At 62.1% G+C, this 21,990-nt stretch carries 23 protein-coding genes; 12 read left to right on the forward strand and 11 right to left on the reverse strand.

The features are described from left to right. Positions 1-144: 144 nt before the first annotated feature. From urtB to NKH97_RS16120, 5 genes are all read left to right on the forward strand, one after another. Positions 145-1,761 carry an urea ABC transporter permease subunit UrtB gene (gene urtB, locus NKH97_RS16100; protein WP_352774213.1) on the forward strand — a complete coding sequence of 539 codons (1,617 nt, stop codon included), beginning with the start codon at positions 145-147 and terminating at the stop codon, positions 1,759-1,761. Next, complete coding sequence (gene urtC, locus NKH97_RS16105) at positions 1,758-2,990, forward strand: urea ABC transporter permease subunit UrtC (RefSeq protein ID WP_023813008.1); 1,233 nt, start codon at positions 1,758-1,760, stop codon at positions 2,988-2,990. The genes urtB and urtC overlap by 4 nt, the downstream gene beginning before the upstream one ends. A 6-nt stretch (positions 2,991-2,996) precedes the next feature. Continuing rightward, positions 2,997-3,743 carry an urea ABC transporter ATP-binding protein UrtD gene (gene urtD / locus NKH97_RS16110; protein WP_023813007.1) on the forward strand — a complete coding sequence of 249 codons (747 nt, stop codon included), beginning with the start codon at positions 2,997-2,999 and terminating at the stop codon, positions 3,741-3,743. A 69-nt stretch (positions 3,744-3,812) separates the two neighbouring features. Then, entirely contained in the window at positions 3,813-4,508 is a 696-nt protein-coding gene (urtE, locus tag NKH97_RS16115; protein WP_023813006.1) for an urea ABC transporter ATP-binding subunit UrtE, read from the forward strand. 268 nt (positions 4,509-4,776) lie between these two features. Next, entirely contained in the window at positions 4,777-4,953 is a 177-nt protein-coding gene (locus NKH97_RS16120; RefSeq protein ID WP_023759335.1) for a hypothetical protein, read from the forward strand. A 144-nt stretch (positions 4,954-5,097) separates the two neighbouring features. Here the strand turns inward: NKH97_RS16120 and NKH97_RS16125 are convergent, their stop codons facing one another. The 8 genes from NKH97_RS16125 to NKH97_RS16160 form a co-directional block, all read right to left on the reverse strand. Continuing rightward, positions 5,098-6,249, reverse strand: a complete 1,152-nt coding sequence (locus tag NKH97_RS16125) for a GGDEF domain-containing protein (protein WP_023813005.1) — start codon at positions 6,247-6,249, stop codon at positions 5,098-5,100. Between the two features lie 115 nt (positions 6,250-6,364). Next, positions 6,365-7,186, reverse strand: a complete 822-nt coding sequence (locus tag NKH97_RS16130) for a DUF72 domain-containing protein (RefSeq protein WP_023813004.1) — start codon at positions 7,184-7,186, stop codon at positions 6,365-6,367. 25 nt (positions 7,187-7,211) lie between these two features. Continuing rightward, on the reverse strand, positions 7,212-7,682 hold the full coding sequence (locus NKH97_RS16135; protein WP_023813003.1) for a GNAT family N-acetyltransferase: 471 nt from the start codon (positions 7,680-7,682) through the stop codon (positions 7,212-7,214). 31 nt (positions 7,683-7,713) lie between these two features. Continuing rightward, the gene (gene uvrA, locus NKH97_RS16140; RefSeq protein WP_023813002.1) at positions 7,714-10,635 is read right to left on the reverse strand and encodes an excinuclease ABC subunit UvrA; all 2,922 of its coding nucleotides are present in this window, start codon (positions 10,633-10,635) and stop codon (positions 7,714-7,716) included. A gap of 720 nt (positions 10,636-11,355) precedes the next feature. After that, positions 11,356-11,652 (reverse strand): hypothetical protein, encoded by a 297-nt coding sequence (locus tag NKH97_RS16145; protein ID WP_352797888.1) that lies wholly within the window; start codon positions 11,650-11,652, stop codon positions 11,356-11,358. An 88-nt stretch (positions 11,653-11,740) separates the two neighbouring features. Beyond that, positions 11,741-12,346 (reverse strand): ATP-dependent Clp protease proteolytic subunit, encoded by a 606-nt coding sequence (locus NKH97_RS16150; RefSeq protein ID WP_128303589.1) that lies wholly within the window; start codon positions 12,344-12,346, stop codon positions 11,741-11,743. A 23-nt stretch (positions 12,347-12,369) separates the two neighbouring features. Continuing rightward, entirely contained in the window at positions 12,370-12,867 is a 498-nt protein-coding gene (locus tag NKH97_RS16155; RefSeq protein ID WP_352442594.1) for an SRPBCC family protein, read from the reverse strand. Further along, on the reverse strand, positions 12,864-13,178 hold the full coding sequence (locus NKH97_RS16160; protein WP_013531836.1) for an ArsR/SmtB family transcription factor: 315 nt from the start codon (positions 13,176-13,178) through the stop codon (positions 12,864-12,866). Before NKH97_RS16160 ends, NKH97_RS16155 begins: the two co-directional genes overlap by 4 nt. 226 nt (positions 13,179-13,404) lie before the next feature. On the opposite strand from NKH97_RS16160, the gene NKH97_RS16165 reads away from it, so the two are divergent. Next, positions 13,405-13,926 carry a single-stranded DNA-binding protein gene (locus tag NKH97_RS16165; RefSeq protein ID WP_127270744.1) on the forward strand — a complete coding sequence of 174 codons (522 nt, stop codon included), beginning with the start codon at positions 13,405-13,407 and terminating at the stop codon, positions 13,924-13,926. A 117-nt stretch (positions 13,927-14,043) separates the two neighbouring features. After that, positions 14,044-14,469, forward strand: coding sequence for an OsmC family protein (locus tag NKH97_RS16170; protein ID WP_023812998.1), 426 nt, complete (start codon positions 14,044-14,046; stop codon positions 14,467-14,469). Positions 14,470-14,496: 27 nt separating this feature from the next. On the opposite strand, the gene NKH97_RS16175 is transcribed toward NKH97_RS16170, so the two are convergent. Beyond that, the gene (locus NKH97_RS16175) at positions 14,497-15,126 is read right to left on the reverse strand and encodes a MarC family protein (RefSeq protein ID WP_023670949.1); all 630 of its coding nucleotides are present in this window, start codon (positions 15,124-15,126) and stop codon (positions 14,497-14,499) included. A gap of 146 nt (positions 15,127-15,272) precedes the next feature. Beyond that, positions 15,273-15,803: a hypothetical protein gene (locus tag NKH97_RS16180; RefSeq protein ID WP_352797894.1), complete on the reverse strand. Its 531-nt coding sequence runs from the start codon at positions 15,801-15,803 to the stop codon at positions 15,273-15,275. An 85-nt stretch (positions 15,804-15,888) separates the two neighbouring features. On the opposite strand from NKH97_RS16180, the gene NKH97_RS16185 reads away from it, so the two are divergent. Beyond that, positions 15,889-16,731 carry a helix-turn-helix transcriptional regulator gene (locus NKH97_RS16185; RefSeq protein ID WP_352774218.1) on the forward strand — a complete coding sequence of 281 codons (843 nt, stop codon included), beginning with the start codon at positions 15,889-15,891 and terminating at the stop codon, positions 16,729-16,731. A gap of 253 nt (positions 16,732-16,984) precedes the next feature. Next, positions 16,985-19,786: a DNA gyrase subunit A gene (gene gyrA / locus NKH97_RS16190; RefSeq protein WP_352797897.1), complete on the forward strand. Its 2,802-nt coding sequence runs from the start codon at positions 16,985-16,987 to the stop codon at positions 19,784-19,786. Between the two features lie 68 nt (positions 19,787-19,854). Here the strand turns inward: gyrA and NKH97_RS16195 are convergent, their stop codons facing one another. Next, positions 19,855-20,007 carry a hypothetical protein gene (locus NKH97_RS16195; RefSeq protein ID WP_352553047.1) on the reverse strand — a complete coding sequence of 51 codons (153 nt, stop codon included), beginning with the start codon at positions 20,005-20,007 and terminating at the stop codon, positions 19,855-19,857. A 322-nt stretch (positions 20,008-20,329) separates the two neighbouring features. On the opposite strand from NKH97_RS16195, the gene coaD reads away from it, so the two are divergent. The 3 genes from coaD (at position 20,330) to NKH97_RS16210 (ending at position 21,988) form a co-directional block, all read left to right on the forward strand. Next, entirely contained in the window at positions 20,330-20,830 is a 501-nt protein-coding gene (coaD, locus tag NKH97_RS16200; protein ID WP_023812993.1) for a pantetheine-phosphate adenylyltransferase, read from the forward strand. A gap of 109 nt (positions 20,831-20,939) precedes the next feature. Then, positions 20,940-21,434, forward strand: a complete 495-nt coding sequence (locus tag NKH97_RS16205; RefSeq protein WP_245273275.1) for a peptidylprolyl isomerase — start codon at positions 20,940-20,942, stop codon at positions 21,432-21,434. A 41-nt stretch (positions 21,435-21,475) separates the two neighbouring features. Continuing rightward, a complete protein-coding gene (locus NKH97_RS16210; RefSeq protein WP_352442597.1) occupies positions 21,476-21,988 on the forward strand; it encodes a peptidylprolyl isomerase in 513 nt (170 codons plus the stop codon). Positions 21,989-21,990 lie beyond the last annotated feature (2 nt).

A 21,990-nucleotide genomic window follows, 5' to 3' on the forward strand; every position in this document is an offset into this window, starting at 1 on the left:
CATTTCGAGTGCAACCCCGGGTTTCCTTCCCTTGGCTGTCTCATGCCCCCCCCGGTGCCCCGCCGGCGCCGGCGGCCGGGGCTGGCCGGGCCCCCCGCCCGGCCCCCCAGGCCCACTTCAACCTTCAAGGGTTACCAGAGACCGATGAACCTGTTTCGTACGATTGGTTTGATGCTGTTGTTCCTGCTGGCGACACTGTCGTCCTCCGGCGCCGGCGAAGCCGATCTGCGCGGCATCATCGCCAAATTCGCCGCGGCCAAGGGCTTTTCCGAGATCGGAGCCGTCGTCCACGAACTGGCTGCTGCCGGCGATCCGGCGGTGGAGCGGCCGCTTGCGGCACTGGCCGACGGCAACCTCTATGTCCGCAAGGCCGATTCCCTGGTGTTTGTCGGCAAGGAAGCGGGCGAAAGCGTCCAGCTTTCCGACCCGTTGAGCGGCGAGGCATCGGGCGAGGCGGCCAAGGACGACATCACCAAGATCAAGGTCAACAACACGCTGCGTCGCGTCATCCGCGATGCGTTGGGCACGCTGACGCTTGGCGCCAAGGATCCGGCCGTGCGCATCGCCGCCGCCGACACCATGTTCAAGACGCCCGACGCCGCAAACATCGGACCGCTCGACACGGCAATCGCCAGTGAGACCGTGGCCAGCGTCAAGGCGCTGCTCGAACAGGCTCGTGCCGCCTCCGTTCTGGTCTCCGACCGGCCTGAAGCCGACAAGCTCGCTGCAATTGCCCTGATCGGCGCGCGTGGCGACCGCGATGCGGTTTCCCTGCTCACCTCGGTCGAGGCGAAATCCACCGACGCGGTCAAGCAAGCGGCGACGACCGCAATCGCCAACATCAATTCGACGCTGGCCTTCTGGGATGCCGGCCAGAACATCTGGTACGGCATTTCGCTGGGCTCGGTGCTGCTGCTGGCGGCGATCGGCCTTGCCATCACCTTCGGCGTCATGGGCGTTATCAACATGGCGCACGGCGAGATGGTCATGCTCGGCGCCTACACGACCTTCGTCGTCCAGCAGGTGATCCGCACCTCCTTTCCCGGCCTGTTCGACTGGTCGCTGGTTATTGCGCTGCCGCTGGCTTTCCTCGTCTCGGCTCTGGTCGGCCTGATCATCGAGCGCGGCGTCATCCGCTTTCTCTACGGGCGGCCGCTGGAAACACTGCTTGCGACTTGGGGCGTCTCGCTGATCCTGCAACAGGCCGTGCGTTCGATCTTCGGGCCGACCAACCAGGAGGTGGGCAACCCCTCGTGGATGTCGGGCTCGTTCAATGTCGGACAGTTGGCGATCACCTGGAACCGGCTGTGGATCCTGGTTTTCGCGCTCGCTGTCTTCGGCATCCTGCTCTACGTGATGAAGCGCACGCCCTGGGGCCTTCAGATGCGCGCCGTCACCGCCAACCGGCGCATGGCCGCCTCGATGGGCATCAGGACGCCATGGGTAGACGCGCTGACTTTCGCGCTCGGCTCCGGCATTGCAGGCATTGCCGGTGTCGCGCTCAGCCAGATCGACAATGTCTCGCCCAATCTCGGTCGCGGCTACATCATCGACAGCTTCATGGTCGTCGTCTTCGGCGGCGTCGGCAATCTGTGGGGCACGCTGGTCGGCGCCTTCTCGCTTGGCATCGTCAACAAGTTCCTCGAGCCCTATGCGGGCGCGGTGCTCGGCAAGATCGTCGTGCTGGTGCTGATCATCCTGTTCATACAGAAGCGCCCGCGCGGCCTGTTCGCGCTCAAGGGCAGGGCGGTGGAAGCATGATCACGGGACGCTTCTTTGCCGCCGGCGCGGACCGCCGCATCGCCATCACGATCTTCATCCTGCTGGCGGTGGCCGTCATCGTGCCGCTGCTCAACCTTGCGGTGTCTCCTGCCAGCGCCTTCTACATCCCATCCTACATTGTCGCGCTGACCGGCAAATATCTCTGTTATGCACTGCTCGCCTTGGCGCTCGATCTTGTCTGGGGCTATTGCGGCATCCTTTCGCTTGGCCACGGCGCCTTCTTCGCGCTCGGCGGCTATGCGATGGGCATGTATCTGATGCGCCAGATCGGCTCACGCGGCGTCTACGGCAATCCCATCTTGCCCGACTTCATGGTGTTCCTGAACTACAAGGAATTGCCCTGGTTCTGGTACGGTTTCGACCATTTCTGGTTCGCCGGCCTCATGGTGCTCGCGGTGCCCGGCCTGCTCGCTTTCGTCTTTGGCTGGTTCGCCTTCCGCAGCCGCGTCACCGGCGTTTATCTCTCGATCATCACCCAGGCGATGACGTACGCGCTGCTGCTTGCCTTTTTTCGCAACGACATGGGGTTCGGCGGCAACAACGGCCTGACCGATTTCAAAGATATTCTGGGCTTCAACGTGCAGGCCGACGCGACGCGCTCGGCGCTGTTTGCCGCCAGCGCCGTGATGCTCGCGCTAGCCGTCTTCGTCACCTGGGCGATCGTCGGCTCCAAATACGGCAAGCTCTTGATGGCTGTGCGCGATGCCGAGAGCCGCACGCGCTTCCTCGGCTGGCGGGCGGAGAACGTAAAACTGTTCGCCTTCACCGTCTCGGCCGTCATGGCCGGCATAGCCGGCGCGCTCTACGTGCCGCAGGTCGGCATCATCAATCCGGGTGAATTCGAGCCGGCCAATTCGATCGAGGTCGTTGTGTGGGCCGCCGTCGGCGGGCGCGGCACCATTGTCGGACCGATCATCGGTGCGTTGCTGGTCAATGCCGGCAAATCCTGGTTCACCGGCGTGCTGCCGGAATTCTGGCTGTTTGCCTTGGGTGGGCTGTTCGTCGCCGTCACGCTCTTGCTGCCCAAGGGCATCATCGGCATGTGGGACAGCTGGCGCGGCAACGCCAGGGCGTTGCGGGCAGCTTCGATTGCCGAGGAAGCCGGCACCGATGCCGACGTCCCGCCGCCGGCGAAAATCGTTCGCAGCGAGGCGAGAAAGCCCGGCGACTGGTCCGCCAGCAACCCCGAACCGCAGCCGGCGGAGTGAGCGACCATGTCAAAGTCGAACACGATCCTTTATCTCGACGGAGTTTCGGTCTCCTTCGACGGCTTTCGCGCCATCAACAATCTGTCGCTGGTGCTCGACAAGGGTGAGATGCGCGCCATCATCGGCCCCAACGGCGCCGGCAAGACGACGATGATGGACATCGTCACCGGCAAGACGCGGCCCGACGAAGGCGACGTGTTCTTCGACGGCCAGGTCGATCTGACCAAGCATGATGAGGCCGAGATCGCCATGATGGGCATCGGCCGCAAGTTTCAGAAGCCGACCGTGTTCGAAAGCCACACGATCGAGGAAAACCTGATGCTGGCGCTGAAGGGGCCGCGCTCGATCTTCCCGGCGCTGTTCCATCGCCGCTCGGCCGCCGAGACGCGGCAGATCGATGACATCCTCGGCATCATCCGGCTTGGCGACAAGCGTGACGAACTGGCGGCCAATCTGAGCCATGGGCAAAAGCAGTGGCTCGAGATCGGCATGCTCTTGGCGCAGGACCCGAAACTGCTTCTGGTCGACGAACCGGTCGCCGGCATGACCGATGCCGAGACCGAGGAAACCGCGCGGCTGCTCAAGGATATTGCCCGCGACCATTCGGTCATCGTCGTCGAGCACGACATGCATTTCGTGCGCGAGCTCGGCGTCAAGGTCACCTGCCTGCATGAGGGCTCGGTGCTGAGTGAGGGCACACTCGATTTTGTGTCGGCCGACGAGCGTGTCGTCGAAGTCTATCTGGGGAGATGAGCATGGTTTGGCGGGTGCAGTTCCATCACTTCGATTTGTCGTTTCTGCGGTTCTGGAAAAGGCGCTGACATGCTCGAAGTTTCCAATGCCACGCTGCACTACGGCGCCGCCCAGGCGCTGCGCGGCGTGTCGCTGAAGGCGGGCGCCGGCAAGATCACCTGCGTGCTCGGCCGCAATGGCGTCGGCAAGACCAGTTTGATGAGATCGATCGTCGGCCATCACCGGCTGACGAGCGGAAGCGTTGCCTTCGAGGGGAAGGCGCTCGACCGGAGCGCGGCGTATGACCGCGCCCGGTCGGGCATCGCATTCGTACCGCAGGGCAGGGAGGTCTTTCCGCTGCTCACCGTGCGGGAGAACCTGGAATCAGGCTTCGCGCCGCTGAAACGGGCCGACCGCAACATTCCTGCACATGTCTTCGAATTGTTCCCGGTGCTGAAGCAGATGCTCGGCCGTCGCGGTGGCGATCTTTCCGGGGGCCAGCAGCAGCAGCTCGCCATCGGGAGGGCATTGGTGATGCGGCCGAAGCTGCTGGTGCTCGACGAGCCGACCGAAGGCATCCAGCCGTCGATCATCAAGGACATCGGCCGCGCCATCCGCTACCTGCGCGACCAAGCCGGCATCGCCGTGCTTTTGGTCGAACAATATCTCGATTTCTGCCGCGAACTCGCCGACGAGGTCAACATCATGGACCGGGGCGTGATCGTCCATACCGGTCCGGCGGAAGATCTGGACCGTGCCGATGTCCGGAAGTTCCTGACGGTGTAGAATCGCCGCCGCACTTCAGTTGACGATCCGAAGTCCTTGCCAAATCCAATATTTCTCCGGCCCTGCATCAGCGTCTCTGGTGCATCGGCAACTGCGTGCTAGTCTTTTCCTAGGCTTTTGTGAGTCGGCCGCTTCCGTACCAGTCTGGTTTATCGCAGATCGAGGCCGCGGCTATCACCGGCAAGTCTCACGCAAGCAAGGCTTCCTAGCTTCTCTCCTGCGATCTTTGTCGTTCAACGCGTTTGGGCACACAGGCTAAGGGACAGCCATGGAACGTTACGTCGAGGACTACCAGAAGCGGCGGCTTACCGAGCGCGTCGATATCATCACTGCCATCAACATCTTGAAGTCCCAAGGCTACGGCCATGACGACCTGATCGAGGAGATCACCAAGGTCTTCTATGTCGACCTGGATGCATTCAATGAAATCGTGATGGCGGCGTAGAGCAATTCTGGGAAAAGTGCGAAGCGCTTTCCCTGGATAATTGCATCAGACAACGGGTTAGAGCAGCTCGCCGTTTCCTTGAAACGGTGAAATGCTCTGGAAGTCGCACAGCTCATCGTGATCGTGGCTGCCACAGATGCGCGATCAGCCTGCGCGCCTGAACGGAGAGGCGGTGACGCGGTTGCGGCCACCGCGCTTGGCGTCGTAGAGCGCCTTGTCGGCGGTATTGAGCACCTTGTCGAAGCCGAGACCTTCCTTGGTGCCGAAAGCAAATCCGGCACTGACCGTGCATATCAGCGAGCCTGTCTCGGTTTCGATGCGGTGCGCGGCAAAAGCTGTCCGTATGGCCTCGGCGGTGGCCTCCACCGTTTCGGGCAAGGTCCGCTTCAGCACCAGCGCGAATTCCTCGCCGCCCATGCGCGCGGCGACGTCGCCCGGGCGGAGATTGCCGGCGAGTTCCCGTGCGAACACCTTCAGCACCTCATCGCCGGCGGCGTGGCCGAATTCGTCGTTGACGGCCTTGAAGTTGTCGAGATCGAAGACGACCACCGCCGTGAAGGCGCCGACCGGCGCATCGCCGTGCAGGTCGAACAGGGCGCGGCGGTTGAGCAGGCCGGTCAGCGGGTCGGTCAGGGCATTGTGGCGGTGATGCCGGGCCAGACGTCCCTGGTTCAGGGCCAGGGAAAGCGCCCCGATCCCGGTCATGCTGGCGATGACGATGATGAGGCTCAGTTCCTCGGCCCAGTTGCTTGGCGCATGTCCAAGGACCAGCTTTCCATCCAAGGCTAGAACCATGGCGCAGAGAGCGAAGGATGCGGCCGTGGCGGAATAGAGCGCGGTGATACCGATCGTCAGGGCAGGGGCTTCGTCGCGGCCTTTCCAGTATTCGACCGCCGTTGCGAACAGAAGCAAGGCGGCGAAGGCATTTTCGAACATGAAGCCCAGCCCGTCATAGCCTAGAGCCATCGGAGGCAACGTCACGGCCAGCGAAATGGCGCTGCCAAGCACCGTTCGCGGCACTGGCGAGCCGCCGGTTCTGAACTGGTAGGCCGCGCCCAGCATTGTCGAGAAACCGAGCAGGAGGAAAGCCAGCGTGGCGATGCCGAGCAGGCGCCCGGGCATATCGATATAGGCGTCATAGACAAAAATATCGCCGACCACGAACACCAGACTGATCGCCCATGTCAGCAGGAATTTCTCCGAGCGAGCGGTCAGCCACATGCCAAACAATGTCAGGCTCAGGCAGGCAGCGGAAAAACCGACAGCCAGCAGAAGTGAAGTGTAGTCGAGCGACATGCCCCTCGTCCTTGCCCGCGGCGGCCCAAATCTGCGACTGGTTCGGCTGGATTCATGCAGCAAGGAGGTATCGATAAGGTTACGACGGTAGCGAAGATGCCATGATTCCGCTGCGTCAGGGCACCGGCTGACCCTGGTCCACTCGCTTCATCAGTGCCATGGCGCCGAACGGCGCGCGCACCTTGCCCTCGGTGATGAAGTAGACGAACACGTCGCGCGGCTTGACCGGCGCATCGGTGGCGGGGTCGGCGCGCCGCAGGTCGGCCGGCTGCTTGCCTTGCGCCCAAATCTTTACCCGCGCGGCCCATTCATCGAGGCCTTTCGGCGTGTAGCAGTCGGGATTGTCATCGCTGCCGGTCTGCAGCCGGGCGTAGACGAAATCACCGGTGACATCGGCGATGTCGGGATATTTGGCATGGTCGGCGTAAACGATCGCGGCCTTGTATTTTCGGGCAAGTGCTGCGAATTCCGGCACGACAAAACTGTCGTTGCGGACTTCGAGCGCATGGCGCAGCCCAACGCCGTCCTGCTTTTCCGGCAGCAGTTTCAAAAAGGCTTCGAAATCGTCCGGATCGAATTTCTTGGTCGGCGCGAACTGCCACAGGATCGGCCCGAGCTTTTCACCGAGCGCGGCAACACCCGAGCCGAGGAAGCGCATCATCGATTCGCCGGCCTCGCCGAGCACGCGCCGGTTGGTGACGAAGCGGTTGCCCTTTAGCGAGTACACGAAACCGTCCGGCGCCTCGTTGGCCCATTTAACGAAGGTCGGCTCCTTGAAGCTGGAATAGTAAGTGCCGTTGACCTCGATGCTCGGCACCTGGCGAGTGGCGTAGTTCAGCTGCTTGGCCTTGGGAAGCTTGTCGGGATAGAAGGACGTATCCCAGGGCTCGAAGGTCCAGCCGCCCATGCCGGCGCGGATTGTTCCCGATGTGCTCATTGTCATCCTCCCAGTGCTGAAAAAATCAGGCCGCGGTGGTCTCATCGACGACTTTTGCCATGTCGACGAGCACCCATCCCGGCCGGTAGGGATTGGGCCGGCGACCCGTTTCGTGGAAACCGTAGGCCAGATAGAGCGCGATGTTCCGCTCCATCCTGGCGTTGGTGTAAAGCCGCACCTCGGGCAAGCGCCACAGCCGCGTCTGTTCGTCCGCGTGTTTGAGCAACGCAATACCGAAGCCTTTGCCCTGAAAGTCAGGAGAGACCGCGACGGAGAAGATCATCGCGTGATCGTCGTGCCGTTCCAGTGTGAGTACTCCGGCAATTTCGCTGCCGCTTTCCAACACCCACACCTCGCCGCGCGCGATGCGCGGCGTATAGTCTTCGGTGACTGGGATCGGCGGTGCGCCTAACAGTGCAGTGTAAGGCGCATAGGCCGCTTCCGTCAGCGAGACGACAGTTTGGAGATCACCGGCAAGCGCTCTTCTGATTTTCATTCAAAAGCTCTCCAGGCGCCAACCGGTCCGATCACTCCGCCGCTTCGCGCTTGCCTCCGGGGCGCCGCTCCAGAAGCTCCTTGAGGAACTGGCCGGTGTAGCTGCGCTTCTCGCGCACGATTGCTTCCGGCGTGCCGGAGGCAACCAGTTCGCCGCCGCCGTCGCCGCCTTCGGGGCCGAGGTCGAGCACCCAGTCGGCGGTCTTGATCACTTCGAGATTGTGCTCGATGACCACCACCGTGTTGCCCTGGTCGACCAGTTCATGCAGCACTTCCAACAGCTTGGCGACGTCGTGGAAATGCAGCCCGGTGGTCGGCTCGTCGAGGATATAGAGCGTCTTGCCAGTTGCCTTGCGCGACAGTTCCTTGGCGAGCTTGATGCGCTGCGCCTCGCCGCCGGACAGCGTCGTCGCCTGCTGGCCGATGTGGATGTAGCCGAGGCCGACCTGCTTCAGCGTTTCGAGCTTGTCGCGCACGCCGGGCACGGCGGCGAAGAAGTCGACGCCTTCCTCGACCGTCATGTCGAGCACGTCGGCGATCGACTTGCCCTTGAACACGACGTCGAGGGTCTCTCTGTTGTAGCGCTTGCCGTGACAGACGTCGCAGGTGACGTAGACGTCGGGCAAAAAGTGCATCTCGATCTTGATGACGCCGTCGCCCTGGCAGGCCTCGCAGCGGCCGCCCTTCACGTTGAAGGAGAAGCGTCCCGGCTGGTAGCCGCGCGCCTTGGCTTCGGGCAGCCCAGCGAACCAGTCGCGGATCGGCGTGAAGGCGCCGGTATAGGTGGCGGGGTTCGAACGCGGTGTCCTGCCGATCGGCGACTGGTCGATGTCGATGACCTTGTCGAGGAATTCGAGACCCTCGATGCGGTCGTGTTCGGCCGGATGTTCGCGCGAGCCCATGATGCGGCGCGACGCGGCCTTGAACAGCGTCTCGATGAGGAAGGTCGACTTGCCGCCGCCCGACACGCCGGTCACGGCGGTGAAGGTGCCGAGCGGGATTTCTGCGGTGACGTTCTTCAAATTGTTGCCGCGCGCGCCGACGATTTTCAGGCGCCGGTTCTTCTTCGCCTCGCGCCTGACACCAGGCGTCGCCACTTCGAGCGCACCGGACAGGTATTTGCCGGTGATCGAATTGGGATTGGCCATGACCTGCTGCGGCGTGCCCTGGGCGATGATCTCGCCACCATGGATTCCGGCGGCCGGGCCCATGTCGACGACATAGTCGGCATGCAGGATGGCATCCTCGTCATGCTCGACGACGATCACCGTGTTGCCGATGTCGCGCAGATGCTTCAGCGTATCGAGCAGACGGGCATTGTCGCGCTGGTGCAGGCCGATCGATGGCTCGTCCAGCACATAGAGCACACCGGTAAGACCCGAGCCGATCTGCGACGCCAGCCGGATGCGCTGGCTCTCGCCGCCCGACAGCGTGCCGGAATTGCGCGACAGCGTCAGATAGTCGAGCCCGACATCGTTGAGGAAGCGCAGCCGCTCGCGGATCTCCTTCAAGACCCGCACCGCGATCTCGTTCTGCTTGTCGTTGAGCGACGCTGGCAGGTCGGTGAACCACTGGTCGGCCTTGCGGATGGAAAGCTCGGTGACTTCGCCGATGTGCTTGCCGGCGATTTTCACCGCCAGCGACTCGGGCTTCAGCCGATAGCCCTTGCAGACCGGGCAGGGCGTCGCCGACATGAAGCGCTCGATTTCTTCGCGCATCCAGGCGGATTCGGTCTCTTTCCAGCGCCGCTCGAGATTGGGAATGACGCCTTCAAAGGTCTTGGTGGTCTTGTAGGAGCGCAGGCCGTCATCATACTGGAAGGTGATTTCGCGCTCGCCCGTGCCGTGCAGGATGGCTTCCTTGGCCTCTTCGGACAAATCCTTGAACTTGTCGCCAAGCTTGAAGCCATAAGCCTTGCCCAGCGCTTCCAGCGTCTGCGCGTAATAGGGCGAGGTCGACTTCGCCCACGGGCTGACGGCGCCGTCGCGCAGCGAGATGTTCTCGTCCGGCACGATCAGATTGCCGTCGATGGCGCGCTGGCTGCCGAGACCGTCGCAGGTCGGGCAGGCGCCGAACGGGTTGTTGAACGAGAACAGCCGCGGTTCGATTTCCGGAATGGTGAAGCCGGAGACCGGGCAAGCGAACTTTTCCGAGAACAGGATGCGCTCATGCGTCTCGTTCTTCGACTTGTTGACCGAATCCTCGCCGGTCTGGCTGGCATCGAGCGGCTTGTCGGCGAATTCGGCGACCGCCAGCCCATCGGCCAGCTTCAGGGCGGTCTCGATGGAATCGGCAAGCCGCGTCGCCAGATCGCCGCGCACGACGATGCGGTCGACGACGACGTCGAGGTCATGCTTGTACTTCTTGTCCAGCGCCGGCACGTCGGCGATTTCGTAGAAGACGCCATCGACCTTGACGCGCTGAAAGCCCTTTTTTTGCAACTCCAGCAATTCCTTGCGGTATTCGCCTTTGCGGCCGCGCACCATCGGCGCCAGGATGAACAGCCGCGTGCCTTCCTCGACCGCCAGCACGCGGTCGACCATCTGCGAAACCGTCTGGCTCTCGATCGGCAGGCCGGTGGCCGGCGAATAGGGGATGCCGACGCGCGCAAAAAGCAGCCGCATATAGTCGTAGATCTCGGTGACGGTGCCGACGGTCGAACGCGGGTTCTTCGAGGTGGTCTTCTGCTCGATGGAGATGGCGGGCGACAGGCCGTCGATCTGGTCGACGTCAGGCTTCTGCATCATCTCAAGGAATTGCCGCGCGTAGGCCGACAGGCTTTCGACGTAGCGGCGCTGGCCTTCGGCATAGATCGTGTCGAAGGCAAGCGATGACTTGCCGGACCCCGACAGGCCGGTCATGACAATCAGGCTGTCACGCGGCAAGTCGAGATCGACATTCTTCAGATTGTGTTCGCGCGCCCCGCGAATGGAAAGATATTTATGGTCGGCCATAGCCGGTCGCCGCCTCAGAATCTGGAATTTCCTGGAATGGCGGGTTTTCCCGGCCATCCCCTATGTAGGTAGTTTTGCCGCCACGTCGAGAGACGCCACAATTCCCGACCAAAGCGTTTAACCGTCTTTCGCGTGAACGGGCAAGCGGAAAGAACAAAGGCCGAACACGCTCCTGACAAAGCTGTGCAAAAGCTGACCTGCACGTAACCTTCCGGCGATCACATTTTTCGGTAACCGGCTATTGATGGTTGACGCCACCAGCTGACGGGAGCAGTCTCCAGCAGTCAACGAAGACGGCCGTCTTTCGATGGCCTCGCCGCCCAAAGGCGGCCTGCGAGACGCCGCAGGCATTTGCGATTTGTGCTTCGTGACGACAACGTCGCAATGGACAAAGGAGCGGAGCTATGACGCCACCGGATCGTCCCATAGGGTTCCAGTTGTTACTGGAGCGGCGGCAGGCATAAGTGCCAGGGTTTAGCGTTTTCGCCACCCGACAAACCGTGACCTGCCATATCCCCGTAAAAATCAGAGACTGTTAGTCGGATCGTCGGTTGAACGCCGCGTTGCATCCGAAATCAAATGCCGGCAGTACACTCCCGGTAGAGATTGGATTTGAGATCCAAAAAGGCCCCGTCCGTTTGCGCAAAGCACGGCGGGGCCGTTTTCATGTGCGGATTGTCTGTTGGCGACAGGCGCAACGCAGCACGCGCCGACAGACTGTCAGTGGCGCGGCGGCCCGATCGAGCCGGCGCCGACATCGACGGTGATGCTGCCGGCAATCCTGACATCCGTATCGCCGATCTTGAACTGGCCGTTGCCGTTGCCGGGAAACGCGTCGTCGGGCTCCGGAGCCGGCTTGGCGATGCGGTAGTCACCGGTTACGCCGGGCAGGGCGCCTTTTTGCGTTGACGGCGAACTGTCTTCGGCAAGTGCCGCGCCGCTGATGAGGCCCGCAATGGCGAGCGCTACAACGGCGATGACGCGGTGCAATGATCTGGACTGATGAGTGTCGGTCATCCCAAGACTATAGTGGCGCGCCGCCGATGGAACCAGACCGGCATCGTCAAATCTTCGACAGCCGGACGGACTCCGATCCGGCCCTGGCTCACGCCGCCTTTTTTCGCGTGTCGAAAACATGGTCGACGATGCCCCATGCCTGGGCCTCGCGGGCGGTCATGAAGTGGTCGCGGTCCAGCGTGCGCTCGACCTCTTCATAGCTGCGGCCGCAATGCTGCGCGTAGAGTTCGGCCATGTGCCGTTTCGTCCGGCCGATGCGCTCGGCATGGCGCTGGATGTCGGAGGCCTGGCCCTGGAACCCGCCCAGCGGCTGATGCAGCAGGATGGTGGCGTTCGGCAGCGAGATCCGGCGCCCCGGTGCGCCTGCCATCAGCAGGAACGAGCCCATCGATGCGGCAAACCCCATGCATACGGTCGACACCGGGCAGCTGATGTATTGCATTGTGTCGTAGATGGCGAAGCCGCTGGTGACCACGCCGCCCGGCGAGTTGATGTAGAGCGAGATCTCCTTGTCGGGATTGTCCGATTCCAGCGACAGAAGCTGCGCGCAGACCAACGCCGAGATGTCGTCGTTGATCTCACCGTTGATGAAGACGATGCGCTCGCGCAGCAGTCGTGAAAAGATGTCGAAGGCGCGTTCGCCGCGGCTCGATTGCTCGATCACCATCGGAACTAGATTGGCAACACCGCTCATTGTCTCTCTCCGTCTGTTTGTTTTCAGGCCGCGCGCAGCAGGAGGCGAGGCGTGTTTGCGGCGATTGGCTTAGGTGACCTGTTTGCATCGAGCGAAAGCCGGCAGCCGGCGCCTGCCATGGCGACGGCAGGCATGGCCTTGCGGGCAAAGCCGTCATGGACGATGCGCAGATGCGTGCCGCCGGAAACGGTGCGCGCAAGCGTAAAAGTGACGGTACTGTCAAGCGGATCCTGCCGCGCGCCATCGCCTGGCTGCGAGCGCTCCCGCCAGGAATAGCGCAACAGGCGTTCGGGCTCGGCGTCGAGGATTTCGCAATCGATCGGCGCATCCGGTCCGGCGAGGGCAAAACGGTTGCCCATCTCGGGTCTGATGTCGTTCGGCATCATCCAGGCGGCGAGCAATTCCGGTACGGTCAGGGCCCGCCAGACCTTTTCCGGCGGCTCGGCAAGCTCGTACTCGAACTCGAGCGCATCCGCGGCGTCGCTTTGGCCCGCGTTGGTCGTTGATCCCGCCTTCTTCATTGATCCATGTCCTTCAAAACCGCCTTCAGCCTTTCGATGCGCTCCGGCCAGAAGGTCCGGTAGCGTTCGATCCAGGAGAGCAAGGGGGCGAGCCCCTGCGGATCGGCGCGGTAATAGGCGTTGCGGCCGGCTCGCCGCTCGACCACCAGCCCGGCCCCACGCAGCACCGCCAGATGCTGCGACACCGCGGGCTGCGACACCGTCATCCCGGTGCGCAATTCCGACACGCTCATCTCGCCGGCGGCCAGCCGCTCAAAGACGGCGCGGCGCGTCGGGTCGGCCAGTGCCCGGAAAATCTCTGCTTCGATCATGCCAAAAGCATAAGTGAATACTTATTGATTTGGCAAGCGGTCTTTTCAAACCCATATGAGCGGCTTCGGCATTGCTGCCATTCCTTGACAATAAGCAGCGATGCGGATAAGAACGAAAAGGGAACAAAAACCTTGTGGGTAAAGGCAGCCATGGCAAGCGGCGATCGCCTGCAGCCTGTAAGGTGCTGCGACAAAAATTTGTTTCGGATGAGCGCGGAGAAATATCATGGCGGGTAGCGTCAACAAGGTCATTCTGGTCGGCAATCTCGGCGCGGATCCCGAAATCCGTCGCCTGAATTCGGGTGAACCGGTCGTCAACATCCGCATCGCCACATCGGAAAGCTGGCGCGACAAGAATTCCGGCGAACGCAAGGAAAAAACCGAGTGGCACAACGTCGTCATCTTCAATGAGGGCATCGCCAAGGTGGCGGAGCAGTATCTGAAGAAGGGCATGAAGGTCTATGTCGAGGGCCAGTTGCAGACGCGCAAATGGCAGGACCAGACCGGTGCCGACAAGTACACGACGGAAGTCGTGCTGCAGAAATTCCGCGGTGAGCTGCAGATGCTCGACGCACGCGGACAGGGCGAGGGCGGTCAGGTCGGCGGCTATACCGGTGGCGGCAGCAGCCGTGGTTCCGATTTCGGTCAGTCCAGCCCGAGCGAAGGCTTCAATCGCGGCGGCGGCGGTGCCAAGAGCGGCGGCGGTGGCGGTTCGTCGCGCGAATTGGATGACGAAATCCCGTTCTGATCGCAACAGTTATGTCAGACACAGTGCCCCGAGAGTCATTCATGGACTTTCGGGGTTTTGCATCGTGATTGAGGCTGACCGGGCCGATCAAGGAAATACGGTGAAAGGACGAGTTCGGTGAAAGCACGCGTAAAGTGGGTCGAGGAGCGCACCTTCGTCGGGGAATCCGGCAGCGGTCACAAGGTCGTGCTCGGAACAGCGCACGGATCGGAAGGCAAGACGCCGGGTCCAAGCCCGATGGAGCTGGTGCTGATCGGCACCGGTGGCTGTTCGGCCTATGATGTCGTGCATATCCTCGAAAAAGGCCGCGAGGCGGTCGAGGACTGCGTCGTCGAACTCGACTCCGACCGGGCCGAAACCGAGCCCAGGGTTTTTACACGCATCCATATGCATTTCGTCGTCAAGGGCAGGGCACTCTCCAGCGACAAGGTGAAACGCGCGATCGACCTTTCGATCGAAAAATATTGCTCGGCGTCTGCGATGCTGGCCAAGACCGCGACGATTACCCACGATTTCGAAGTGATCGACACGACGGTGAAATAGGGCCGGCTTCGGCGGCAGCTCGTCGCGTTACCCCGCCATCAGCGCCTTGATGCCGTCGGCCACGAATTGCACGGCCAGTGCCGCCAGGATGACGCCAAGCAGCCGGGTCAGGATCGAACGACCAGTCTGGCCGAGGATGCGGTCGATGCGTTCCGACAGCACGAACACCAGATAGGTGATGGCGAGGCAGACGAAGATGATGCCGACCAGGGCTGCCTGCGCGGCAAATCCCTGAAATGAACCGGAAAGCAGCACCGTCGCCGAAATCGCGCCGGGGCCGGCGATCAGCGGGATCGCCAGCGGGAAGGCGGCGATGTTGTGGATCATGTCCTTGGTGATGGCGACGTCGCCGATCTTCTCCTTACGGTCCTGCCGGCGCTCGAACACCATCTCGAAGGCGATGAAGAACAGCAGGAAACCGCCGGCGACGCGGAAGGCCGGCAACGTTATGCCGAACACCGACAGGATCGATGCGCCGGCAACTGCAAACAACGCCATCACCAGGAAGCCGATGATCGAGGCACGGACGGAAACCTGCTGGCGCTCCTCGCGGTTCATGCCGCGCGTTACGGCCAGGAACAGCGGCGCCAGGCCAGGCGGATCGATGGTCACGAGAATGGTGACGAAGGCGTTGAACAGGCTGTCGAAACTCGGCATCTCTGACCCTCCCGCCGGGCCGTGCCCGGACAGAATATTGGTAGAGCAAAGCCCGGTCGGTGGGAACTGTCAGCGGGAAAGTGGTTGATGCCGGCGCAAAGGATCGCGACGCTTTTATTCTGGGCTGCTGCTGCATTCCTCGGCGATCAAACCTCTCGGCGCGCCAGGAACTCGACTTCCAGCCGCCATGTCGCGCCATTGTCTTGCGAGCGTTCGCCCAGCCATCGGAAGGAGTTTTCGGTGATGCGTGAAAAGCTCCAGCGTACTGAACTGCCGGTGCCGTCGGCGCCCACTTGCATGATCGTGTCGCCCTCGGCGCGACCGAGCTGGCGGCTGTAATACTGGTTGCGCGGATCGCTCCAGAAGATGTGCCAGGCATCCGCGCCGGGGTCGTAGACGCGCAACGTCGTGCCGTAGAACGTCCAGGCGCCGAGCGAAGGCGAAGGGCCGGCGTCGCGCGCGGGCAGGATCCAGACGTCCTGGATCGCCCGGCCTTCGAGCGCCCAGCCGAAATGCACCTCGCCACGCCCGGTCAGCACCGTGCCGTCCTCGAGATGGCGCGAGGCGTCGAACGCCCGGGCGCCGGCGAAGCGCCCGTAAAGGTTCAGCTTTTCGGCGAGTCCGTCGATAGGTCCGGGGCTGTGCAAGGCTTCGGCAAAGGAGGATTGGTCAAACATGGTTCAGCTCTCTTCTTGTCAGGAGACCGGGAAGGGTAGGCGGTGAAGGGGTTCTGGGCTTGGGAAAAATTGCTATATTTCGGCCATGACAGCGACCACACATATTCTCGCCTCCGGACCTGGCTGGCACGTGACGGATGTCATCTGCACGGCCGGTGCCGGCGACCGGCCGTTCGAGGAAGCACATCAGGATTTCTGCGTGGCTGCCGTCACCAGCGGCACGTTCCGCTACCGTGCGCAACAAGGCACGGCGATGCTGGCGCCCGGCGCGCTCCTGCTCGGCAATCCCGGCACATGCTACGAATGCGGGCATGAGCATGGCGGCGGCGACCGTTGCCTGTCGTTTCATTTCGGACCGTCTTACATGGAGCGGGTCGTGGCCGGCGTGCCGGGCGCCAGGAAGCTGGCCTTCGCCACGCCGCGCCTGCCGCCTTTGCCGGTGCTGGCGCCACTGCTGGCCGAGGCGGAAGCCGCGCGCGAGACTGCTGACATGGATGCCTTCGAGGAACTTTCCCTGCGCATGGCCGGTGCCGCCGCGACGATTGCCACCGGAGCCACGCATGTCAGGCGCGCGCCGAGCCGCCGCGATCAGAAACGGGTGGCCGAAGTGGTGCGGCGGATAGAGTTGGATGCCGACGGGCCGGTCTCGCTTTCAGCGCTTGCGGATGAGACTGCGACCAGTCCTTACCATTTCCTGCGCATCTTCCGGCAGGTCGCGGGCATGACGCCCTATCAGTTCTTGCTCAAGACGCGGCTGCACAGGGCAGCGGTGCGGCTGCAGATGTCGGATGATGCGGTCTCGGCGATCGCCTTCGGGGCCGGCTTCAACGACCTGTCGACCTTCAACCGCCGGTTTCGTCGTGTCATGGGCGAAACGCCCGGTAAGTATCGCGCCCGCCGTGGCGCTATGGGCCTTCGCGTCTCGTGAATCGGCTCAGGTGCTCGCAAGGGCAGCCACAGGGTCCAATCCATCGCGCTCGTGGCTTTTGCTCGGGGAAAACGTCCATTGCAGGCTTTTGCGTCGATGGCGGCGAAACCGCCTTGGCCATATCGTCGCAATCAGTGGTATCCATTTGAAATTACCACCAAAAATGACACTGGAAAAGTGCTGGGAATGTTGGAGTTTCGGGCTTGCTTCCTATATAAGCACCAAGTGATTCCTGATTAGATTGTGATCCGATTTGACCGACCAGAAGACACCGCGCGGCGCCGACGGCGGCCCCACCGGCATCGAGCCGATATCCATCGTCGAGGAGATGCAGCGCTCCTATCTCGATTACGCCATGAGCGTCATCGTCAGCCGTGCGCTGCCGGACGTGCGCGACGGCCTCAAGCCGGTGCATCGCCGCATTCTCTTCGCCGCCCATGAGAGCGGTTACCACTGGAACCGCAAATATGTGAAGTCGGCGCGTCCTGTCGCCGACGTGATGGGTAAATACCATCCGCATGGCGACGCCTCCATCTATGATGCCTTGGTGCGCATGGCACAGGACTGGTCGCTGCGCGTTCCGTTGATCGACGGGCAGGGCAATTTCGGCTCGATCGACGGCGATCCGCCTGCGGCGATGCGCTACACGGAAGCGCGCCTGACCAAGGTCGCGCACGAGCTCCTGGAGGATATCGACAAGGATACCGTCGATTTCCAGGACACTTATGACGCGTCGGGCAGCGAACCGAAGGTTCTGCCGGCACGGTTTCCCAACCTTTTGGTCAACGGCTCGGGCGGCATCGCCGTCGGCATGGCGACCAACATCCCGCCGCACAATCTCAGCGAAATCTGCAACGGCGCCATTGCCCTAATCGACAATCCGGCGATCGACCTGCCGGCGTTGATGGAGATCATTCCGGGACCGGATTTCCCGACCGGCGGCATCGTGCTTGGCCGTTCGGGCATCTACAACGCCTATTCGACCGGCCGTGGCTCCATCGTCATGCGCGGCAAGGTCAACATCGAACAGCGCGGCAATGACCGCGAGTCGATCATCATCACCGAAGTTCCCTACCAGGTGAACAAATCGTCGATGATCGAGAAGATGGCTGAACTGGTGCGCGACAAGCGTATCGAGGGCATTTCCGATATCCGCGACGAGAGCGACCGCCAGGGCTACCGCGTCGTCATCGAGTTGAAGCGCGACGCCGTTGCCGACGTCATCCTCAACCAGCTCTATCGCTTCACGCCGCTGCAGACCTCTTTCGGCGCCAATATGGTGGCACTGAATGGCGGCAAACCGGAAGTGATGAACCTGACCGATATGCTGAAGGCGTTCGTCGCCTTCCGCGAGGAGGTGATCACAAGGCGGACAAAATTCCTGCTGCGCAAGGCGCGCGACCGCGCCCATGTGCTGGTCGGTCTCGCCATCGCCGTCGCCAATATCGACGAGATCATCAAACTGATCCGCACCGCTCCGGATCCGCAGACAGCGCGTGAGCAGTTGATGGAGCGGCGCTGGCCCTCTGGCGACGTGGAATCTCTGATCCTCCTGATCGATGACCCGCGTCATCGGATCAATGAAGACGGCACCTACAATCTGTCAGAGGAACAGGCGCGCGCCATCCTCGAACTGCGCCTGCAGCGCCTGACCGCGCTCGGCCGCGACGAGATCGCCGACGAGTTGAACACGATCGGCGCTGAAATCATTGATTATCTGGACATTTTGTCGTCCCGAGCGCGTGTCCAGAAGATCGTCAAGGACGAGCTTGCCGCCGTGCGCGACGAGTTCGGCACGCCGCGCCGCACCGAACTCACCGACGGCGGTTCGGACATGGAAGACGAGGATCTGATCCAGCGCGAGGACATGGTCGTGACGGTAAGCCATTCCGGCTACATCAAGCGCGTGCCGCTGTCGCTCTACCGGGCGCAGCGCCGCGGCGGCAAGGGCCGCTCCGGCATGTCGACCAAGGAAGAGGATTTCGTCACCCGGCTGTTCGTCGCCAACACCCATACACCGGTGCTGTTCTTTTCCTCGCGCGGCATCGTCTATAAGGAAAAGGTCTGGCGGCTGCCGATCGGCAATCCGCAATCACGCGGCAAGGCGCTGATCAACATGCTGCCGCTGGAGCAGGGCGAGCGCATCACCACCATCATGCCGCTGCCCGAGGACGAGGCCAGCTGGAGCGAACTCTACGTGATGTTCGCCACCGCACGTGGCACCGTGCGCCGCAACGATCTATCCGACTTCGTCCAGGTCAACCGCAATGGCAAGATCGCCATGAAGCTGGAGGAAGAAGGCGACGAGATCCTCGGCGTCGAGACCTGCACCGACAAGGACGACGTGCTGCTGACCGCCAGTTCCGGCCAGTGCATACGCTTCTCCGTCGGCGACGTGCGCGTCTTCCAGAGCCGCAATTCGGTCGGCGTGCGTGGCATAACCATGGCCGAGACCGACCGCATCATCTCGATGTCGGTGATAGAGCATGTCGATGCTTCGCCGGCGGAACGCGCCGCTTACCTGAAGCGCGCGGCGGCGGAGCGGCGTCTTGCCACAGAAACGGCCGGCGAAGAGGAAGAGATCGCGCTGACCAATGAGGAGATCGGCGAGGAGACGGAGCTTTCCGAAAGCCGATACGAAGAGCTCAAGGCGCACGAACAATACGTGCTGACGGTGACCGAGTTCGGCTACGGCAAGCGTTCGTCGTCTTATGATTTCCGGCTGACTGGACGCGGCGGCAAAGGCATCCGCGCCACCGACGTGTCGAAGGCAGCCGAGATTGGCAGGCTGGTGGCGACGTTCCCGGTCGGCAATGACGACCAGATCATGCTGGTGTCGGACGGCGGCACCGTCATCCGGGTGCCGGTCAACGGCATCCGTTTCGCCAGCCGCGCCACCAAGGGCGTGACCATCTTCAACACGGCTGAAGGTGAAAAGGTGGTTTCGGTCGAGCGGATATCGGAACCGCAAGCGGACGAAGAAAGCGACGAGACGGTCGAGGGCGGTCCCGATGCCGCTCCGGCGCCTGACGCCGGTCCGGAGGGTACGGACTAAGTCCGGCACCCAGGTTTTGACATGGCAACGCCGGCCAGTTGGCCGGCGCAGCAGCAAATCAGGCTTTATCAGTAGTGACGATATGGCTTGCGCGGGCCGAAGCCTTCGAAGCGCTTGGTGTTTGCCTTGACGCGGATGCGTTGTGCCTCGTGATGCAGCCCAAAGACGGTGGCGATCAGCATGGCGACGGTCATTGCGGTGGCGAGCATGTAGATCAGCATGTGCGTGTTCTCCTGCGCCTAACAACGGATAGATGGGATTTTGGTTTCATCTTATTAAGGTGCAACCTAGTGAACGCTGCGTGAAGGCTTCGTGATCAGCGTGTTCATCTGTCGTTCATGTGCCGGAAAAGGTTCATGGCCGGCGCGCCGATCGGATTTGCCTTTGCGAGAGAGGCTCGCTAGAGCCTGTTCCATCTTGATGGACGGAAGATGGAACAGGCTCTAGCTTTCATTTGAGCATGATCTCTAGGACAAACGAAAAACCGTTTGTCCGCAAAAACCGGTTTCCACTTTTTGGGATCATGCATTAGAAGCACCAGCCATGACTGAACGCATCGCCCTCTATGCCGGCTCCTTCGACCCGCTGACCAACGGCCATCTCGATGTGCTTAAGGCCTCGCTGGCCGTGGCCGATATCGTTTATGCGGCGATCGGCATCCATCCGGGCAAGCAGCCGCTGTTTTCCTTCGAGGAGCGGGTGAAGCTGATCGAGACGGCGACGAAGACGGAATTCGGCAGCGATGGTGCCCGCATCAAGGTCGTCGCCTTCGACGGGCTGGTCATCGACGCCGCCAGGAAGCACGGCGCCTCGATCATGATCCGCGGCCTGCGCGACGGCACCGACCTCGACTATGAGATGCAGATGGCCGGCATGAACGAGACCATGGCGCCTGAACTGCAGACGGTTTTTCTGCCCGCCAGTCCTTCGGTGCGCACCATTACCGCCACACTTGTCCGCCAGATTGCCTCGATGGGCGGCGACATTCGCCCCTTCGTGCCGGCGGCGGTTGCCGGCGCGCTCACAGCCAAGTTCAAGAAGTAAGTTTTCGGAGAAAACCATGCAGCTGAAAAAGCTAGCCTCGTTCCTTGTCGTGCTCGCCGGTCTTGTGGCTGCGTCGGTCTCGGCTTTCGCCGCCGACCCGGAAAACACAATGATCATCACGCTGAAGGACGGCGACGTCACCATTGCGCTGAGGCCCGATCTGGCGCCAAAGCATGTCGAGCAGATCAAGAAGCTGGTGCGCCAAGGCGCCTATGACAACGTCGCCTTCCACCGCGTCATCGACGGCTTCATGGCGCAGACCGGCGACGTCAAGTTCGGCAATATGAAAAAGGGTTTCAGCGCCGAGGCCGTTGGCACCGGCGGTTCCGACCTGCCCGACCTGCCCGCCGAATTCTCACAGACCGAACATTATAAGCGCGGCGTGGTCGGCATGGCCCGCTCGCAGGACCCCAATTCGGCCAATTCGCAGTTCTTCATCATGTTCGCTCCGGCACCGCCCCTCGATGGCCAGTACACGATCGTCGGCAATGTCGTCAGCGGCATGGAACTGGTGGATCACATCAAGAAGGGCGACCAGGCGGACAACGGCACGGTCACCGATCCCGACCGGATGATCAAGGTGCGCATCGCCGCCGACAAGTAAATTGTCGAATAACTCTGTTTTTCTGAAAAAGGATATCTGACATGGCCGAAATCAAGGACCGCGAGAACGCGCTCATCATGGAAACGACCAAGGGCAATGTGGTCATCGAACTTTTCCCCGACCTGGCGCCGGGCCATGTCGCCCGCATCAAGGAACTGGCCAGGGAAGGCGCCTATGACGGCGTGGTCTTCCACCGCGTTATCGAGGGTTTCATGGCGCAGACCGGCGACGTCAAGTTCGGCAATTCCAGCAAGCCTTCCTTCGCGCCGTCCCGCGCGGGCATGGGCGGCTCTGAAAAGCCGGATTTGAAGGCTGAATTCTCCAACGCCAATCATGCTCGCGGCACCTGCTCGATGGCCCGTTCGCAGAACCCGAACTCGGCCAATTCGCAGTTCTTCATCTGCTTCGACGATGCCGCCTTCCTCAATCGTCAGTACACGGTCTGGGGCCAGGTCATCGAAGGCATGGACAATGTCGACAAGATCAAGCGCGGCGAGCCGGTGCAGGATCCCGACAAGATCGTCTCGCTGAAGGTCGCGGCCGACGTCAAGTAAGG

The organism is Mesorhizobium sp. M0870 (genome assembly GCF_040319775.1).
GTDB lineage: Bacteria > Pseudomonadota > Alphaproteobacteria > Rhizobiales > Rhizobiaceae > Mesorhizobium.

Excerpts from the sequence above, each read along its gene's own strand:
- NKH97_RS16130 (WP_023813004.1), bottom strand. The coding sequence starts at position 7,186 with ATGAGCACATCGGGAACAATCCGCGCCGGCATGGGCGGCTGGACCTTC.
- NKH97_RS16175 (WP_023670949.1), bottom strand. The coding sequence starts at position 15,126 with ATGCCGAGTTTCGACAGCCTGTTCAACGCCTTCGTCACCATTCTCGTG.
- NKH97_RS16125 (WP_023813005.1), bottom strand. The coding sequence starts at position 6,249 with ATGTCGCTCGACTACACTTCACTTCTGCTGGCTGTCGGTTTTTCCGCT.
- NKH97_RS16145 (WP_352797888.1), bottom strand. The coding sequence starts at position 11,652 with ATGACCGACACTCATCAGTCCAGATCATTGCACCGCGTCATCGCCGTT.
- NKH97_RS16205 (WP_245273275.1), top strand. The coding sequence starts at position 20,940 with ATGATCATCACGCTGAAGGACGGCGACGTCACCATTGCGCTGAGGCCC.
- NKH97_RS16185 (WP_352774218.1), top strand. The coding sequence starts at position 15,889 with ATGACAGCGACCACACATATTCTCGCCTCCGGACCTGGCTGGCACGTG.
- urtB (WP_352774213.1), top strand. The coding sequence starts at position 145 with ATGAACCTGTTTCGTACGATTGGTTTGATGCTGTTGTTCCTGCTGGCG.
- NKH97_RS16210 (WP_352442597.1), top strand. The coding sequence starts at position 21,476 with ATGGCCGAAATCAAGGACCGCGAGAACGCGCTCATCATGGAAACGACC.
- NKH97_RS16135 (WP_023813003.1), bottom strand. The coding sequence starts at position 7,682 with ATGAAAATCAGAAGAGCGCTTGCCGGTGATCTCCAAACTGTCGTCTCG.
- coaD (WP_023812993.1), top strand. The coding sequence starts at position 20,330 with ATGACTGAACGCATCGCCCTCTATGCCGGCTCCTTCGACCCGCTGACC.
- urtE (WP_023813006.1), top strand. The coding sequence starts at position 3,813 with ATGCTCGAAGTTTCCAATGCCACGCTGCACTACGGCGCCGCCCAGGCG.
- NKH97_RS16195 (WP_352553047.1), bottom strand. The coding sequence starts at position 20,007 with ATGCTGATCTACATGCTCGCCACCGCAATGACCGTCGCCATGCTGATC.
- urtD (WP_023813007.1), top strand. The coding sequence starts at position 2,997 with ATGTCAAAGTCGAACACGATCCTTTATCTCGACGGAGTTTCGGTCTCC.
- NKH97_RS16120 (WP_023759335.1), top strand. The coding sequence starts at position 4,777 with ATGGAACGTTACGTCGAGGACTACCAGAAGCGGCGGCTTACCGAGCGC.
- NKH97_RS16165 (WP_127270744.1), top strand. The coding sequence starts at position 13,405 with ATGGCGGGTAGCGTCAACAAGGTCATTCTGGTCGGCAATCTCGGCGCG.
- NKH97_RS16180 (WP_352797894.1), bottom strand. The coding sequence starts at position 15,803 with ATGTTTGACCAATCCTCCTTTGCCGAAGCCTTGCACAGCCCCGGACCT.
- NKH97_RS16160 (WP_013531836.1), bottom strand. The coding sequence starts at position 13,178 with ATGATCGAAGCAGAGATTTTCCGGGCACTGGCCGACCCGACGCGCCGC.
- uvrA (WP_023813002.1), bottom strand. The coding sequence starts at position 10,635 with ATGGCCGACCATAAATATCTTTCCATTCGCGGGGCGCGCGAACACAAT.
- NKH97_RS16150 (WP_128303589.1), bottom strand. The coding sequence starts at position 12,346 with ATGAGCGGTGTTGCCAATCTAGTTCCGATGGTGATCGAGCAATCGAGC.
- urtC (WP_023813008.1), top strand. The coding sequence starts at position 1,758 with ATGATCACGGGACGCTTCTTTGCCGCCGGCGCGGACCGCCGCATCGCC.
- NKH97_RS16155 (WP_352442594.1), bottom strand. The coding sequence starts at position 12,867 with ATGAAGAAGGCGGGATCAACGACCAACGCGGGCCAAAGCGACGCCGCG.